This is a genomic window from Myxacorys sp., assembly GCF_059501405.1.
Map to the genome: position 1 here is coordinate 32,045 of NZ_JCACCM010000191.1, position 15,194 is coordinate 47,238.

The following is a 15,194-nucleotide window of genomic DNA, read 5'->3' on the forward strand; positions in this document are numbered from 1 at the left end:
TCAACGTCCCACTGCAAAGACGTGATCTGCTAGAAGATTCAACTCTGGAAACACAGAGGAGAGTAAGCGCTCTGTTCCTCGAAACTGCTGCCCCTGGTAAACGCCATTTATTAAATGATTAATCGTAATCACGGGTTGCTTTGGCGAACCAATATAGCGTTTACCACCAAGACCCAAATAATCAACAATCCAGTACTCCAAAATTCCTAGTGCTTCGTAATCCTCAACTTTTCGAGCATAATCATTTTGCCAGTTGGTGCTAACAACCTCAACAACCAGCTTGACGGAACTTCCCAGCGTAATGACAGGTTCATTCCTCCAGAGCGGTTCGTTGACTAAGGCCGATTGATCTAAAACCACAACATCCGGTCGAAATGCTGAATTCTGGGCAAGAGATTTAATCAAGCACTTCATTGGGATGAACCAATTCAGGGTTGAGCGATCGATCGCGACATTCAGTTTACGGTTGATCAGTCCTGTGACTTGTTCATGAAGTCCCGTCGATTCCAAATCGATTAGCTCTCCATCAATCAACTCGTAGCGGTAACTCTGCTCCTCAGCAGAACCGCCGTCAAAATATTGGGCGACAAATGCCTCATAACTCAATGTTGTTGCATTAGCTGAAACCATAATGAAGCCTGTTGGTAGGAGAGTGAACACAGTCTTCATTCTCCACTTGTGTTCACTCTCTCATTTTAGTGAAGGTTAACTTAAGCGCTAAAGTATTTTGCAACTGAGTGATAAACAATCAGTGCCGTTGTCGATTGTTCTGGATGAAGCTGTTCACTCTCGTCCATCGTCATTCCAATCCGCTCTGTTTCAAGCAACTCCAACTGCTTGAACTGATCGCTAACCGTCGGACACGCCGGATAGCCAAAGCTATAGCGCGACCCTTGATAGCGCTGCGCTAGCATATCGCGAATATTATCAGGTTCTTGGTCGCCAAAGCCCAACTCGCGACGAATCCGGGCGTGAGACCACTCGGCTAGGGCTTCCGCCATTTGTACCGCCATCCCGTGGAAGTAGAGGTACTCTGTGTAGTTATTCGCTTTAAATAACTCTTGAGCGACTTCTGTCGCGATATGTCCCATCGTCACCGCTTGCATGGGGAACACATCAAATTGGTTTTGCTCAATCGGGCGGAAGAAGTCGGCAATGCACAAGCGACGCATCGATTTCTGACGTGGGAAGTTCCATGTTACCACCGGAGTAGCCGTTTTTGGCGTCAGACCGTTCTCGATGACAACCGGATCGTAAACGTGAACAGAGTTACCTTCTGCAACGCAAGGGAAATAGCCATAAATGAGCTGCGGATGTAATAGCGCTTCAGATTGAATTCGGTTCTTCCAACGCTCCAGAACTGGGTATACCTTTTCAGCAAGGAACGCATCATAGTCTTCGCGAGATTGCTCTTTTGGTTTGCGGAACTGCCACTGTCCAGCAATTAGGGCTTGCAGATCGAGATACCAGAAGAGTTCCTCCAGAGAAAGGTCTTCGGGGGTGAGAATTTTGGTTCCCCAGAAGGGCGGAGTAGGACGATCGATGTTGACCTCAACCGCTTCCGAACGGCGTGTGTCAACGACTTCCGGTTCAGACGGTTTCTCTTCAGGAGCATCGCCATTTAGTTGACGTTCTGCTTCTGCGATCGCGTTCCGTCCTTTCTGGTTATACTTCGCGTAGCCTTCTAAAAATCCTTCTTGATCTTTCCACTTGCCGTCTGATTTGGCGGGCATAAGGCGATCCATAAAGGTCAAATCTGCAAACGCATCTCTGCCATAAATCACTTGCCCTTCGTAAGCATTTTGGCAATCTTCGTAAACAAATTTAGGAGTAAGCGCTGCGCCTCCCAAAATCACGGGAACCGAAATTCCACGCTCATTAAAAATCTCCAGGTTCTCCTTCATGAATGCTGTAGATTTCACGAGTAATCCACTCATGGCAATGCAATCAGGCTGATGCTCGTTGTAAGCATCAATGATTTTATCAACAGGTTGTTTGATACCTAAGTTAATGACTTTGTATCCATTATTGGTGAGAATAATGTCAACCAAATTCTTACCAATATCGTGAACATCGCCTTTAACAGTCGCGATCAAAAACTTACCTTTACCGCTATCACTCCCTTCTGTCTTCTCCATGAGCGGTTCGAGAAAGGCAACCGCAGACTTCATGGTTTCTGCTGACTGCAGCACAAACGGCAATTGCATTTGCCCTGAACCAAACAGTTCGCCCACAACCTTCATGCCGTCGAGCAAAAACGTATTGATGATGGTTAGAGGTGGATATTGTTCCAACGCAATCTTCAACGCATCTTCTAGGCCAATGCGTTCGCCATCGATAATGTGTTGCTTCAGGCGTTCTTCAACGGGTAAATCAGCGAGAGAACTGCTGGAGCGAGCATCCTTTGCGCTAACTCCTTCAAACAGTTTTGTCAGTTCTGTCAACGGATCGTAAACGCAAATATCGCCGTCAAATTCGCGACGATCGTAGATCAAGTCCGTACACACTTTTTGGTGTTGCGGATCAATTTTTGAGAGCGGCAAGATTTTAGCGGCAGATACGATCGCGCCATCCATTCCGACTAACGTTGCTTCGTGGAGAAACATCGAGTTCAGCGTAATGCGGGCGGCGGGACTGAGACCAAAAGAAACGTTGGAGACGCCCAACATAAAATGCACTCCGGGCAAGCTTTCACGAATCATTTTGATCGATTCGATCGTTGCCTTGGCGTTCTCGCGGTCTTCCTCAATTCCCGTAGAAATCGGCAGCGCTAATGTGTCAAAGAAAATTTCGTGAGGCGGAATGCCATACTCTAGAGCATCGCGATAGGCTCGTTGGGCAATCTGGAATTTCCTCTGGGCCGTTCGCGCCATGCCCTCTTCATCGATTGTCCCAACAACGATGCCTGCGCCATATTCTTTGGCAAGTTCCAACACTTTGAAGAAACGCTCGTCGCCGTCCTCGTAATTCGTCGAGTTGAGGATGCATTTGCCGCCTGCAACTTTCAAACCCGCTTCCATTTTTGTCCACTCGGTCGAGTCAAGCATGAGTGGCAGCGTAATGTTGGTAACAAGCCGCGATACCAGTTCTTTCATATCGCGTTCGCCGTCACGCCCGACATAATCGACGTTGACATCCAGCACGTGAGCGCCTTCTTTGACTTGAGATTTGGCGATCGCAATCAGCCCATCCCAATCATCCACGTTCAGAAGTTCTCTCACTTTCTTGGAGCCACTTGCATTCAACCGCTCGCCCACAATTAGAAACGAGTTATCTTGCTCATAGGGTTGTGCGGTGTAAATCGAAGCAGCAGAAGGCGTGTAGCCTAGCGGAGGGCGAATTATTGTTGGATCTGCTGTGGCAACTTTTGCGCGAATTGGTCGTTCCTTTGGCTTCATCGTGCTGGCAAGCTCTGCCAACGCTTGAATATGCGATGGACGAGTCCCGCAGCATCCCCCGATTACCTGGACGCCCCAATCTTCGACAAACTTATGTAATGCCATTTGAAGCTCGGTGGCAGTGAGTTTGTAGTGCGCATGACCGCCAACGTTTTCGGGCAAGCCTGCGTTAGGAATGCAGGAAACCACAAATGGCGCATTGTCGGTGAGATATTTGATGTGTTCTGCCATGCGATCGGGGCCTGTCGCACAGTTCAGACCCAAAATATCGATCGGGTATGGCTCCAGAATCGCCAATACACCGCTAATGTCGGTTCCGACTAGCATCGTGCCCTGGACTTCCATCGTCACGGATACCATGAGCGGACGCCGCTCACCCTTCTTCTCGAATACCGCTTCCACCGCATTCAGCGCCGCTTTGATTTGCAGAACATCTTGACAGGTTTCAATGATGAAGAGATCGACGCCTCCATCAAACAAACCTTCTGCCTGAATGGTGAAAGCGTCTTTGAGGCTGTCATAGGTGATGTGTCCTAGGGTCGGAAGCTTGGTTCCAGGACCGATGGAACCTGCTACAAACCGGGGCTTCTCTGGCGTTGAGAATTCAGCCGTACATTTCTTGGCAAGTTCGGCAGCGCGTTTGCTGAGGTCATAGGCCATGTCCTGCAAGCCGTATTCTGCTAAGACCAACGGACTGCTGCCAAACGTGTCAGTTTCGATGACATCTGCGCCTGCTGCTAAAAAGTCCCGGTGAACTTTTGCGATCGCGTCCGGTTTGGTATGAATCAAATATTCATTACAGCCTTCGTACTCTGCGCCGCCAAAGTCATCCGCCGTTAGGTTTTGCGACTGAATGTTGGTTCCCATTGCGCCATCAAACACGATGACGGGACGATCGGGACTGTGGAGACGTTGTAAGAAGGAACTGTTCATAGGGCGTTTGGCGATAGGGAGGTTACGGATCTTCTAATAAACGTTAGATTAATTTTTATTGTGCTGAATCCGCGAAAGTACGAAAAGCAGCCACTGTGACAATTCACGGTAGCTACATACAACTTTTGCACATCTAATTTTTTTTTGCAGGTTTTGCTTTCCGAACTTGGCTACTCGTGGACTGGATCGAAGACGATCGTGTAGGCGTAGTCGGGTGTTAAGCGATTTAGAACTTTGAGAGGTTCTTCGGCATAGCTGCGACTGCGGCATCTCGCGTTGCAATCAACTAATGATGACTTCTGAAGCTTGCTCTAAAATTTGCAATCCATAAAAATACCAAACAAGCCTCAACTTGAAACACGCTTATTCACAAATCAAATCTCAACTTGAAGCATGATTATCATGGAGAAGTGTTCCTAGCTTCTCCCTATGCCCGAAAATATCCAGAGTCCCATGAATTACCAAGGAATTATCACGATCGAGCCAGGTAAGCGCGGGGGCAAACCTTGCATTCGAGGAATGCGAATGACCGTATATGATGTGCTGTCCTACCTTGCTTCAGGCATGACATATCAGGAGATACTAGAAGACTTTCCTTATTTGACTCAAGACGATATCTTGGCTTGCTTGAGCTACGCTGCTGAACGAGAACGGCAAACGCTAATTGTCCAGTCATGAGGCTTTTGTTTGATCAAAATCTATCGCCTCTATTAGTGCATCAGCTTGCAGATTTGTATCCAGGTTCAAAGCATGTCTATCAAGTTGGGCTTGACCAAGGCAACGATGACATTCTATGGACTTACGCCCAATAGAACGAGTTCATGATTGTAACTAGAGATGCTGATTTTAATGAGTTGAGTTTGGTGCGCGGCTTTCCACCAAAAGTTGTATAGATTCGTCGCGGGAATTGTTCGAGAGCGATTGAAGCGATTCTGCGATCGCACCTCGAGGACATTAAAACATTAAACGAAGCATCGAATCTGGGAGTTTTGATGCTGTTTTGAAGTGATTATTTTTGAAGAAAAGCCGTGATCGCACTAACGTTAGCGATCGCAGTGACAGCTCAAAGAAGACTGTGATCCTTCGGAGCTTGCGTAGCAATCGTAATTATTCCACTCACGGATCTACGCTGGTAAACTAAACCTAACAAGACGTGAGAATACTTATGAGCGGATCAATCGAGTGGACACCTGAAGCAGAAGCAAAACTAAAAGAAATTCCGTTTTTTGTCCGTCCGGCGGCACGTAAAAAAATTGAGAAGTTTGCTCAAGAAACCGGAGCTAGCCAAATCACTGTCGAGATTTACGACCAGGCAAAACAAAAGTTTGGCAACTCGTAAATCTCTCCATTAAGTGCTATCTGATCCAACAGACTGAATTGCCATATTTGTAAGTTTGCCAGCACGACAAAGCAGATGCTCCGTTGTCTCGAAGTCGCTTTGCTTCATCCGATGGCAACCGCCTCAGTGTTTTACGATCGCGGGCATAACTAAATGCTTTGTTGCCATCTAGCGAAAGCTCATCGTTCTCCCACGCTAGACGCGTGACGACTCTATCTTGCCAAGTGAGCGCTGCCCCTCCTGCACCCGTTCCCCAGCCCGCCACATGAGTGCAGGTCTGCTTAAGTTCTACTCGGTCACCTCTGAAGAAATAACACGGCACAGATTTTTCAGGAAGTGATCCTGCGATCGCAGGCAATGTAGCTAGAAATGAAAAGCCAAGAGGTAACAAAACTAGAAGATTTTTCACGGCGGTTGACGAAATTCAGGATGTTCTAATGAGTGCTACGCTGCCTAAAAAGAAACTTCCGGATTTGCGCGATCGTTTAGAAAATTAAGGCTCTACTTCATTTCGTTAAATTACTTTTGTTTCATTTGGAACTCTCATTCACCTCAGATTTAGCATAGAAATCTAAAGTGATTCTGGGCGAATGGATTTATGAATCAACTAGACAATCTTTCACAGGGCTTACAAACCCTTCGAGGAGAAGCCATCAATGCGCTTGGCATTCCTAGCCAAGCTGTAGAACAACTGAGTAATGCCGTTGTCACTCGCTCTCAGATTGCTGCTACCTCTGCCCTCCAAAATTGGTTAGACGTTCATCCGATCGCGGCTTGGATGCTGCATCATCCGGTCTGGGCACTGGGACTCGTGGGGTTGATCATCGTGCTGATGTTTGGGTTGCTGGGTGCGATCGGGCGTCTGACCGAAAATCTGTGGCTCTCGCTCTTACAAACCCCGATCAAATTGAGTCAGTGGCTCTTTAGAAAAAGCCCCCGGATGATCAAATCCTTGTTTGCAGCGCAACGCCGACAGCCCGACCCGCAGCAGCAGCTTCTAGAAGCTGTCCAGCAGCTAGAGATCCTCAGAAAAGAACAAGACAAAGTGCTAGAGCAGATTAAAAGCTTGCTTCCTAAATCAGTCTCCTAATCAAAATCGGCGTTCTCATTCATCGTGACTCGCCCCTTGTAGACCTAAGTCGAATCATAGGACCTTAACATTTTGCATTGATCGTGCTCCTTGCGCTATACTACTCGTAGTCGTTATGAGTTCATATAAGTCTTATGGAGAATTCAACCGTAGAAAATTTAGTAATCATTGGTTCTGGTCCGGCGGGCTACACGGCGGCAATTTATGCAGCGCGTGCAAATTTGAAGCCTGTGGTATTTGAAGGCTTTCAGGCAGGAGGGCTTCCGGGCGGTCAGCTAATGACGACAACTGAGGTTGAGAACTTTCCAGGCTTTCCTCAAGGCATCACTGGACCGCAACTGATGGATCAAATGAAGGCTCAGGCAGAACGGTGGGGAGCCGAGCTTTATACCGAAGATGTGACCTTTGTCGATTTTAGCCAACGTCCGTTTACGATTCGGTCAGACGATCGCGAAGTCAAGGCACACAGCGTCGTGATTGCCACAGGTGCAACTGCCAAGCGACTCGGATTGCCCGATGAAGCCAACTTCTGGAGCCGAGGCATTTCTGCTTGCGCAATTTGCGACGGTGCAACGCCACTCTTCCGGGGTGCGCCGTTGGTGATTATTGGTGGTGGCGACACAGCAGCAGAAGAAGCGCTGTATCTCACCAAGTACGGCGATCGCGTCAATATGCTCATCCGAGGTGACAAACTGCGTGCCAGTAAAGCGATGCAAGATCGCGTCTTAAACAATCCAAAGATCACGGTTCACCGGAACACCGAAGCTGTTGATGTGGTTGGCGGTACTGAACACATGACAGGTGTGAAAGTTAGAAATCGTCAGACTGGCGAAGAGAGCGTGATCGAGGCGAAAGGGTTGTTCTATGCGATCGGGCACACGCCAAATACGTCTCTGTTCAAAGGTCAGCTTGAGCTAGATGACGTAGGTTACATCGTCACCAAGCCCGGATCAGTTGAGACCAATATCGAAGGCGTCTTCGCAGCAGGCGACGTACAGGATCACGAATTCCGTCAAGCGATCACGGCGGCCGGCACAGGGTGTATGGCGGCGATGTTGGCAGAGCGCTGGTTGTCGTTCAATGGCTTGGCCCAAGAGTTCCACCAAACTCAAGCGGAAGCGGCGAACGAAGAGAAGACAGCTCACAAGGCAGAAGAGTTCTCTACAGAAGTCGATCCAGAACAAACGAAGCATGTGGGCGGTTACGCCTTGCGCAAGCTCTACCATGAAAGCGATCGCTTGATCATAGTTAAGTATGTCTCTCCGAGTTGCGGCCCATGCCACACGCTGAAGCCAATTCTTAACAAAGTAGTGGATGAGTTTGACGGCAAGATTCACTTTGTCGAGATTGACATTGAGGAAGATCCGGATATTGCAGAATCAGCAGGCATTTCGGGAACTCCGACGATCCAGTTCTTTAAGCACAAAGATAAGGTTGCGGAAGTCAAAGGAGTGAAGCAAAAGAGTCAGTATCGCGAGTTGATCCAAAGCCATTTGTAAGGGCAATAGATTAAATAACGGATAGCGGATGAGTAGACTTGAGGTACTCATCCGCTATTTTTTGATGGGTTGCAAACCAGGATTTATGATGATGAGCGAACTGTTTGCCTTGTCTTATGACTTCGATTCGTCTGCCCCGGTTGTCTCGTGGTGTCGAACGCCCGTCGCTCTCGCGCCAAATGATGCGAATTGGCGCGGCGATCACGATCGCGTTTATTGCGATCGCGCTTCTCGCTCCCCTGTTTCAAGCGATCGGATGGCTGCAAAATCCTACCGAATTTCTTGACAATCCGCCTCACCAAGCGCCTTCTCTGGCTCATTGGTTTGGCACCAGCAGTCTCGGTTACGATGTCTTCTCTCGCACACTGTTTGGCACGCAAGCAGCGCTTCAGGTCGTCTTGTTGGCAACAGGACTCAGTCTGATCATTGGCGTTCCGCTAGGGATGCTCAGCGGCTATCTGGGCGGCAAGCTCGACCGGATTCTAATTTTCTTTATGGATACGATTTACACGCTACCGGGACTACTGCTGTCGGTGACGCTGGCGTTTGTAGTCGGGCGAGGGGTTTTCAATGCCGCGATCGCGCTCAGCATTGCCTATGTTCCTCAGTACTATCGGGTCGTTCGTAATCAAACGGTCAGCGTCAAAACAGAACTGTTCATCGAAGCGGCGCAAGCGATGGGGGCGTCTACCTGGCGCGTTCTCTCTCGCTATCTGTTTTTGAACGTGATTCAAAGTGTCCCAGTTTTGTTTACGCTGAACGCGGCAGATGCTGTGCTAACTCTGGGCGGACTTGGATTTTTGGGATTGGGATTGCCGGACGAAGTGCCGGAATGGGGACATGACCTCAATCAAGCCTTGGACGCGCTCTCCACGGGCGGAATTTGGTGGACAGCCGTTTTTCCGGGATTAGCCATGACCCTGATGGTGATCGGACTCTCCTTGTTTGGCGAAGGATTGAACGAACTGACCGAGCGCAAAACTCGTTAAAACTCCTCTAATAGCCATTCCGACGCGCGATCGCCCAGATCAATCGGAATATTCACCGCTTTTCCGAGCCGAGGCTTTTCGCGCGTCGTTTCAATGAAGGTTTGCACTTGCGCGATCGCATTCCAAGCCGCTAAATAGCTTGTCACTTGATCAAGATGATCTAGATATTCCGATTCAGTCAGCGGAAACGAGCGTTGCTCCTGATAGCGCCACATCACTTGCACAAACAGTTTGCCCATCGCGCGGCGCACCTGAATGTCGTAGGAAAACCCCCACTTGTTAATCAAAAGTTGGCGTAGGTCTTGTCCGGTCATGGCACGTTAGCACGTAAAAATCTTTAACATTTCGTATTAAATTTCGGCTGCGCCGCTTAGCTATGATGCTAGTGTCAAGAAATGTAATAATACATCTAAGAAAAACTACAAATTGGCTGTTCTAAAGGCTTTTCAGCGCTTTGCTTTAGATAAAAAGTTTAGAGATCGCCGTTGTAGTACCCCAAGTAACTAGATCTAAACACAGAGCTTTGACAAAAGTTCTGCGCTTAAATCTTTTTTCACTCCGTTCCGCAATCCCTAGAGAGTAGTCATGGCTCAACTTACTGGACCCGCAGATGATGTACCCAATATGGGTCGTCGCCAATTCATGAACTTCCTGATGTTCGGCTCCGAGGCACTAGTAGCGGCTGGAGCCTTGTATCCGGTAATCAAATATTTTATTCCGCCTTCGTCAGGTGGAGGTTCCGCAGGCGTCACAGCAAAAGATGCCCTCGGTAATGATATTTTAGTCAGCGAGTATCTCGCCAGCCACCCCGCCGGAGATCGTTCGCTCGCGCAAGGGCTAAAGGGCGATCCGACCTACATTGTGGTGGAGGCAGATCAAGCGATCGCGAGCTATGGCATCAACGCGGTGTGTACTCACCTCGGGTGTGTCGTGCCCTGGAACGCCAGCGAAAACAAATTCATGTGCCCTTGCCACGGTTCCCAGTATGACAACACCGGAAAAGTGGTGCGCGGTCCGGCCCCGCTCTCGCTGGCGCTCGCTCACGCTGAGGTTGTGGATAACAAAATCAGCTTTACCCCTTGGGAAGAAACGGACTTCCGCACAGGCGAAGATCCGTGGTGGACTTAATCACACCCTTTCAACCGTTCTGCCTTTATTTATTCCGAGCGAGAGTAATTTGCTAGAGATGAGAACAAACCTGATTAAATTGACAAAGCGGGTCGGAATTGCCTTGGCAGCCGTCGCGATCTTACTGTCGGGGAGCTTGGCTTTGCCGCGATCGGCAGCCGCTTATCCGATTTTTGCTCAACAGCAGTACGAAAATCCCCGTGAGGCCACGGGTCGGATTGCCTGTGCGAACTGTCACTTAGGCGCAAAACCCACGGAGGTCGAAGTGCCTCAGTCGGTTCTACCCGACACCGTGTTTGAAGCGGTCGTTAAAATTCCATTGGATACCAGCGTTCAGCAAGTTCAGGGAGATGGCAGCAAAGGCCCGCTCAACGTTGGCGCACTGCTGATGTTACCGGAGGGATTCCAGTTAGCGCCTGAAGAGCGCCTGCCTGAGGAAATGCGAGAGAAACTAGCTGAGCTATTCATTCAGCCCTACAGCGAAGCGCATCCAAACTGGCTCGTAGTTGGTCCTGTTCCGGGCGAGCAGTATCAAGAGATTGGCTTCCCGATTCTGTCTCCCGATCCAAACACCGATCGCTCATTGCACTTTGGGAAGTACTCGGTTCACGTCGGTGGAAACCGGGGCCGTGGACAGGTCTATCCGACTGGTGAGAAGAGCAATAACGCGGTATTCAATGCGTCTGCTGCTGGAACGATTTCGGCGATCGCGAAAGGCGACGATGGGGGTTACACGGTCAGCATCAACTCTGACAAGGGCGTTGTCGAAGACACAATCCCGCCTGGCCCTGAGCTAATCGTGGCTCAAGGTGATGAAGTCAAGGCAGGCGATGCGCTGACCAACAACCCCAACGTCGGTGGTTTTGGTCAAATCGATGCTGAAATTGTGTTGCAAAATCCGAGCCGCATTAAGGGTCTGCTGGCGTTCTTTGCGATCGTCACCATCACTCAAATCATGTTGGTACTGAAGAAGAAGCAAGTCGAGCGCGTCCAAGCCGCCGAAATGAATTTCTAAACCTTCTTAAGTTTCTTTTGTGTAGGGTTGGGCGAACGTCCAGCCCTTTTTTGTGGCATATGATAGTATTTCTGGTCCGATAAAATGAAGTAGTGATGTAAGGTCAGTAGTTCTTCAAAGAGAAAAGTCATGTTGGATGAAGCAACGCTCGAACGTCGGTTAGCAACTCTTGAGCAAGAGGTCGCTGACCTTAAACACAAGTCCGAGCATAACTTTGCCTCTGGCACTTGGCTCGAGAAACTCGTTGGATCAATTTCTGATGAATCTGCTTTTCTTGAAGCTTTGGAATATGGGCGCTCTTTCCGCCAAGCTGACAAACCAACCGATGATGATGGACAAGCGTGAGATTTTTGCTCGACACTGACCACATCAGTTTTCTACAGCGAGGTTCAGGCTCAGAATTCACAAACCTAACCGCTCGAATTGCTCAACACTCACCCGCAGACTTTGCTTTGTCCGTTGTCAGTTTTCATGAGCAAGTCCTTGGTGCTCATAGCTTTATCAATTGTGCTCGTACACCTGCTGATGTAATTGGCGGATACACACTGCTGCTGGAAACCCTTCAAGGCTTTTCAACGGCTCCTGTTCTAGCGTTTGATGAGGCAGCAATCGTGCTCTTTAACGAGCTACGAGTACACAGAGTTCGTGTATCAACAATGGATTTGAGAATTGCCGCAATTCGCCTTGCGAAGCTCCGAAGGATCGCTCTTTCGCAAAACTTAGTCCTTCTCACCCGGAACTTAAGAGATTTTGAAAGAGTGCCAGGATTAGTGACAAAGGATTGGACGATTTAGAGCTTTTCCGCATACTGCTTGAGTTCCCATGCCATGCGGCGCATTCCCTTTTGCTCATCTTGACGAATAAAGGGAACAAAAAATTTGCTGAGTGCTCCAGAAAACGTTTCCTGATAAATGAATTGGCTGCGATCGCGATCTAGATCTTGGAGCTGCCAAATATACTCGTGCCGAAATCCTGGAATCGACGACCTCCACTTGAGACACGCCTCTGGCTGCACCAGCGTCACAACCGGACGAAACTGAATTTCCTCTTCACCCGGAACTCGCAGTAGCGAAAGCGAGATTTCCCGTCCGGGAGCAATTGTTTGATGAGGATTGCAGTCGTACAGGAAGGTGTTCCAATATTTCCATTTCTCTTTCTGAAGCAAAATTTGCCAAACCCGCGATCGCGGAGCATTGATGTCGATTTCGGTGTAAAGACTTGGCATAAATTCGTGTGTCTGAGTACAGTTCTCTCAAATTGAATTCCCTAAAATAAGTCGCGGCAACTAGTTTGATATTGAACGATATTTTTGTAAATTCTTCCAAGGACGAACTAGAATTCATCTCAGAATTGTTGAGAAGTTTTAACACTCGTTCGCAATTTTCCCGTAAAATCGAGACCTCGGAATTCAACGTGCAAGTTTATGGCAGCCCTCACCCCCAACTCTAGTTTTAGTCTGACAATTCGCTTCCAGGTTCCCAACCGTCCTGGGATGCTGTCGAGCGTGATTCAGGCGATTTCGTCGCAAGGCGGCAACATGGGACAAATCGACTTGATTGAGCAGACGCGAGACATCTCCATGAGAGATGTTACCGTCGATGCTGCCAGTACAGAACATGCAGAAACGATTGTACAAGCGGTGAAAGCGCTACCTGACATTAAGGTGTTGGATATTTACGATCGCACCTTCACGCTGCACAAAGGCGGAAAAATTAGCGTTCACAGCAAAATTCCGCTGAGAGGACAAGCTGATCTGGCAATGGCCTATACGCCAGGTGTAGGTCGGATTTGCCGCGCGATCGCAGACGAGCCAGAGCGGGTGTACGAACTGACGATCAAGCACAACACCATTGCGATCGTCACGGATGGTAGTGCTGTTCTGGGAATGGGCAATCTTGGAGCCGAAGCCTCAATGCCTGTGATGGAAGGCAAAGCAATGTTGTTCAAAGAGTTTGGCGGATTGGATGCCTTTCCAATTTGTTTGGCAACTCAAAGTACCGATGAAATTGTCGAAACGGTGAAACGGATTGCGCCTGTGTTTGGCGGCGTCAACTTAGAAGATATTGCCGCGCCGCGCTGTTTTGAAATCGAAGAACGGCTGCAACGAGAACTCAACATTCCAGTCTTTCACGACGACCAACACGGAACCGCGATCGTTACGCTTGCCGCTCTCACCAATGCGCTAAAACTCGTTGAGAAGTCGATTTTTGACGCCCGAATTGTGATCAACGGGGCGGGGGCAGCCGGAGTTGCGATCGCCAAGCTGCTGCAAAAAGATGGTGCCGCCAGCATTATCATGTGCGATTCCAGAGGCATTCTCTCGAAGAGCCGCACCGATTTAAACCCTCAAAAGCTCGCGTTTGCAATTGAACAAAGCGGCACGCTTGCCGATGCAATGCGAGGAGCAGATGTTTTCCTTGGCGTCAGCGCTCCGGGTGTAGTGACGTCCGAAATGGTGCGATCGATGGCAGCCGCTCCGATTGTATTTGCGATGGCAAACCCAATTCCTGAGATTCAGCCCGAATACGTGCGCGATGATGTCGCAGTCATGGCAACCGGGCGGAGCGACTATCCCAATCAGATCAACAATGTGCTGGCATTCCCCGGCATCTTCCGAGGAGCATTAGACTGCCGAGCGTCTACCTTAACCACGAATATGTATTTGCAGGCAGCGTTAGCGATCGCGTCTCTCGTCACCCCCGACGAATTAACCCATGAACACATTATCCCATCGGTGTTTGATGGACGGGTTGCAACAGCAGTGGCAGCAGCAGTTCAGAGAGCGGCACGTGAAGATGGGGTCGCACACGCGTAGAAATCAGATAGACCAAGTGGCAACGGATAGCATGATTGGGTTGATATCAACGCTTCATCCGTTGCCTCTGCCCTTACCTACTTACTCTTCGCGCCTCTGCATCAATGCGGCTCCGCAGGGCGAGCGTTGCTGCACCATTGACCGGCAAGCCGTATCTGCTCTGGAACTCCCGCACCGCCGCTTGAGTTTGAGCATCGTAGAACTGAGTAATGGGCAAATTACTTCGCAGAACAATTCTGAGACTATTTCTCAGATTTCTGACCAAGGTTGCCATAATTTCCTGAGTGCGCTGATCGGGCCGTCCAGTTGGCGGCAAATTATAGAGAGACTGAATATCTTGAATCGCTCGAACCACAGAAACGTCAGTTAGGGGCTGTTGCGGATTCACGTCATAGCCAAACCCTAGCAGCAGCGATCGCAGTTGTCCTTCAGTGTAAATTCCCAGCGATGAATTTGAAGAACCACTCGACGGACTGCCCGACGAACCTGGTTGACCCGGACGAGGTAGCGCATCGTTCAGAATGTCATTGATGCGCTGGCGAGTTTCTAGCGTTGCTGTTCCTGTGGCAGGTAGCTTATTTTGCTGCTGAAACAACCGCACCGCCGCCTCAGTCTGCCGTCCATAAAATTGACTTCCTGGAAGCGGAACTTCTAATTTCACCACTCGGTTGAGATCGGTTTGTAGTTTTTTCATCAGATCTGCCGCTAGATCTTGCGTCGGTGGATTCAGCGTTCCATCCACTGGCAGGCGATATTGCACCTGAAAATCTCGAATCGCTTGCTGCACGGACGGACTCGAAAAGGGCATCGTTAGCGGGACAGGATAGCCCAGACCATTTAATACAGAAATAAACTGATCTGGCGTATAGTCTTGAGTCCGCGCTGCCCAAGCAATTTGATGAATCGTGATCGGCTCCGCCAAGCTCCAAAGGAGCGCACCCCCTAGCAGCGCCGTTACAGCATTTGTTCTTCCGTTCCACATACTCAC

General features: G+C 49.2%; 16 protein-coding genes and 1 pseudogene. 11 read left to right on the plus strand and 6 right to left on the minus strand.

From position 1 onward, the window contains the following. Positions 1-630, minus strand: coding sequence for a Uma2 family endonuclease (locus AC5I6P_RS27110; protein ID WP_495696889.1), 630 nt, complete (start codon positions 628-630; stop codon positions 1-3). Between the two features lie 80 nt (positions 631-710). Continuing rightward, on the minus strand, positions 711-4,331 hold the full coding sequence (gene metH, locus AC5I6P_RS27115; protein ID WP_495696890.1) for a methionine synthase: 3,621 nt from the start codon (positions 4,329-4,331) through the stop codon (positions 711-713). Between the two features lie 453 nt (positions 4,332-4,784). Between metH and AC5I6P_RS27120 the strand changes: the two genes are divergently transcribed. The 3 genes and pseudogenes from AC5I6P_RS27120 to AC5I6P_RS27130 all read left to right on the plus strand — a co-directional run bounded on the left by AC5I6P_RS27120 (position 4,785) and on the right by AC5I6P_RS27130 (position 5,670). Next, positions 4,785-5,009 carry a DUF433 domain-containing protein gene (locus AC5I6P_RS27120; RefSeq protein WP_495696958.1) on the plus strand — a complete coding sequence of 75 codons (225 nt, stop codon included), beginning with the start codon at positions 4,785-4,787 and terminating at the stop codon, positions 5,007-5,009. After that, positions 5,006-5,224: pseudogene (locus AC5I6P_RS27125) on the plus strand (DUF5615 family PIN-like protein). The gene AC5I6P_RS27120 and the pseudogene AC5I6P_RS27125 overlap by 4 nt, the downstream one beginning before the upstream one ends. Before the next feature lie 272 nt (positions 5,225-5,496). Further along, a complete protein-coding gene (locus AC5I6P_RS27130) occupies positions 5,497-5,670 on the plus strand; it encodes a PCP reductase family protein (protein ID WP_495696891.1) in 174 nt (57 codons plus the stop codon). Positions 5,671-5,686: 16 nt separating this feature from the next. On the opposite strand, the gene AC5I6P_RS27135 is transcribed toward AC5I6P_RS27130, so the two are convergent. Continuing rightward, a complete protein-coding gene (locus tag AC5I6P_RS27135; RefSeq protein ID WP_495696892.1) occupies positions 5,687-6,079 on the minus strand; it encodes a hypothetical protein in 393 nt (130 codons plus the stop codon). A 189-nt stretch (positions 6,080-6,268) separates the two neighbouring features. On the opposite strand from AC5I6P_RS27135, the gene AC5I6P_RS27140 reads away from it, so the two are divergent. The 3 genes from AC5I6P_RS27140 to AC5I6P_RS27150 all read left to right on the plus strand — a co-directional run bounded on the left by AC5I6P_RS27140 (position 6,269) and on the right by AC5I6P_RS27150 (position 9,248). Then, complete coding sequence (locus AC5I6P_RS27140; RefSeq protein WP_495696893.1) at positions 6,269-6,760, plus strand: hypothetical protein; 492 nt, start codon at positions 6,269-6,271, stop codon at positions 6,758-6,760. Positions 6,761-6,894: 134 nt separating this feature from the next. Next, complete coding sequence (gene trxB / locus AC5I6P_RS27145) at positions 6,895-8,259, plus strand: thioredoxin-disulfide reductase (RefSeq protein WP_495696894.1); 1,365 nt, start codon at positions 6,895-6,897, stop codon at positions 8,257-8,259. 116 nt (positions 8,260-8,375) lie between these two features. After that, the gene (locus AC5I6P_RS27150; protein ID WP_495696895.1) at positions 8,376-9,248 is read left to right on the plus strand and encodes an ABC transporter permease; all 873 of its coding nucleotides are present in this window, start codon (positions 8,376-8,378) and stop codon (positions 9,246-9,248) included. On the opposite strand, the gene AC5I6P_RS27155 is transcribed toward AC5I6P_RS27150, so the two are convergent. After that, positions 9,245-9,562 (minus strand): DUF3067 family protein, encoded by a 318-nt coding sequence (locus AC5I6P_RS27155; RefSeq protein ID WP_495696896.1) that lies wholly within the window; start codon positions 9,560-9,562, stop codon positions 9,245-9,247. The two genes, AC5I6P_RS27150 and AC5I6P_RS27155, sit on opposite strands and share 4 nt — an antisense overlap. A 271-nt stretch (positions 9,563-9,833) precedes the next feature. Here AC5I6P_RS27155 and petC point away from each other — a divergent pair, with 271 nt between their 5' ends. The 4 genes from petC (at position 9,834) to AC5I6P_RS27175 (ending at position 12,185) form a co-directional block, all read left to right on the plus strand. Continuing rightward, the gene (petC, locus tag AC5I6P_RS27160) at positions 9,834-10,376 is read left to right on the plus strand and encodes a cytochrome b6-f complex iron-sulfur subunit (protein WP_495696897.1); all 543 of its coding nucleotides are present in this window, start codon (positions 9,834-9,836) and stop codon (positions 10,374-10,376) included. A 58-nt stretch (positions 10,377-10,434) separates the two neighbouring features. Next, positions 10,435-11,391 carry a cytochrome f gene (gene petA / locus AC5I6P_RS27165; RefSeq protein ID WP_495696898.1) on the plus strand — a complete coding sequence of 319 codons (957 nt, stop codon included), beginning with the start codon at positions 10,435-10,437 and terminating at the stop codon, positions 11,389-11,391. 129 nt (positions 11,392-11,520) lie between these two features. Beyond that, on the plus strand, positions 11,521-11,736 hold the full coding sequence (locus AC5I6P_RS27170) for a hypothetical protein (protein WP_495696899.1): 216 nt from the start codon (positions 11,521-11,523) through the stop codon (positions 11,734-11,736). A gap of 5 nt (positions 11,737-11,741) precedes the next feature. Then, the gene (locus tag AC5I6P_RS27175; protein ID WP_495696900.1) at positions 11,742-12,185 is read left to right on the plus strand and encodes a type II toxin-antitoxin system VapC family toxin; all 444 of its coding nucleotides are present in this window, start codon (positions 11,742-11,744) and stop codon (positions 12,183-12,185) included. Here the strand turns inward: AC5I6P_RS27175 and AC5I6P_RS27180 are convergent. Further along, entirely contained in the window at positions 12,182-12,616 is a 435-nt protein-coding gene (locus AC5I6P_RS27180; protein WP_495696901.1) for an SRPBCC family protein, read from the minus strand. The two genes, AC5I6P_RS27175 and AC5I6P_RS27180, sit on opposite strands and share 4 nt — an antisense overlap. 198 nt (positions 12,617-12,814) lie before the next feature. On the opposite strand from AC5I6P_RS27180, the gene AC5I6P_RS27185 reads away from it, so the two are divergent. Further along, a complete protein-coding gene (locus AC5I6P_RS27185) occupies positions 12,815-14,206 on the plus strand; it encodes a malic enzyme-like NAD(P)-binding protein (RefSeq protein ID WP_495696902.1) in 1,392 nt (463 codons plus the stop codon). Between the two features lie 73 nt (positions 14,207-14,279). Here the strand turns inward: AC5I6P_RS27185 and AC5I6P_RS27190 are convergent, their stop codons facing one another. After that, a complete protein-coding gene (locus AC5I6P_RS27190; protein WP_495696903.1) occupies positions 14,280-15,188 on the minus strand; it encodes a peptidoglycan-binding protein in 909 nt (302 codons plus the stop codon). Positions 15,189-15,194: the final 6 nt, after the last annotated feature.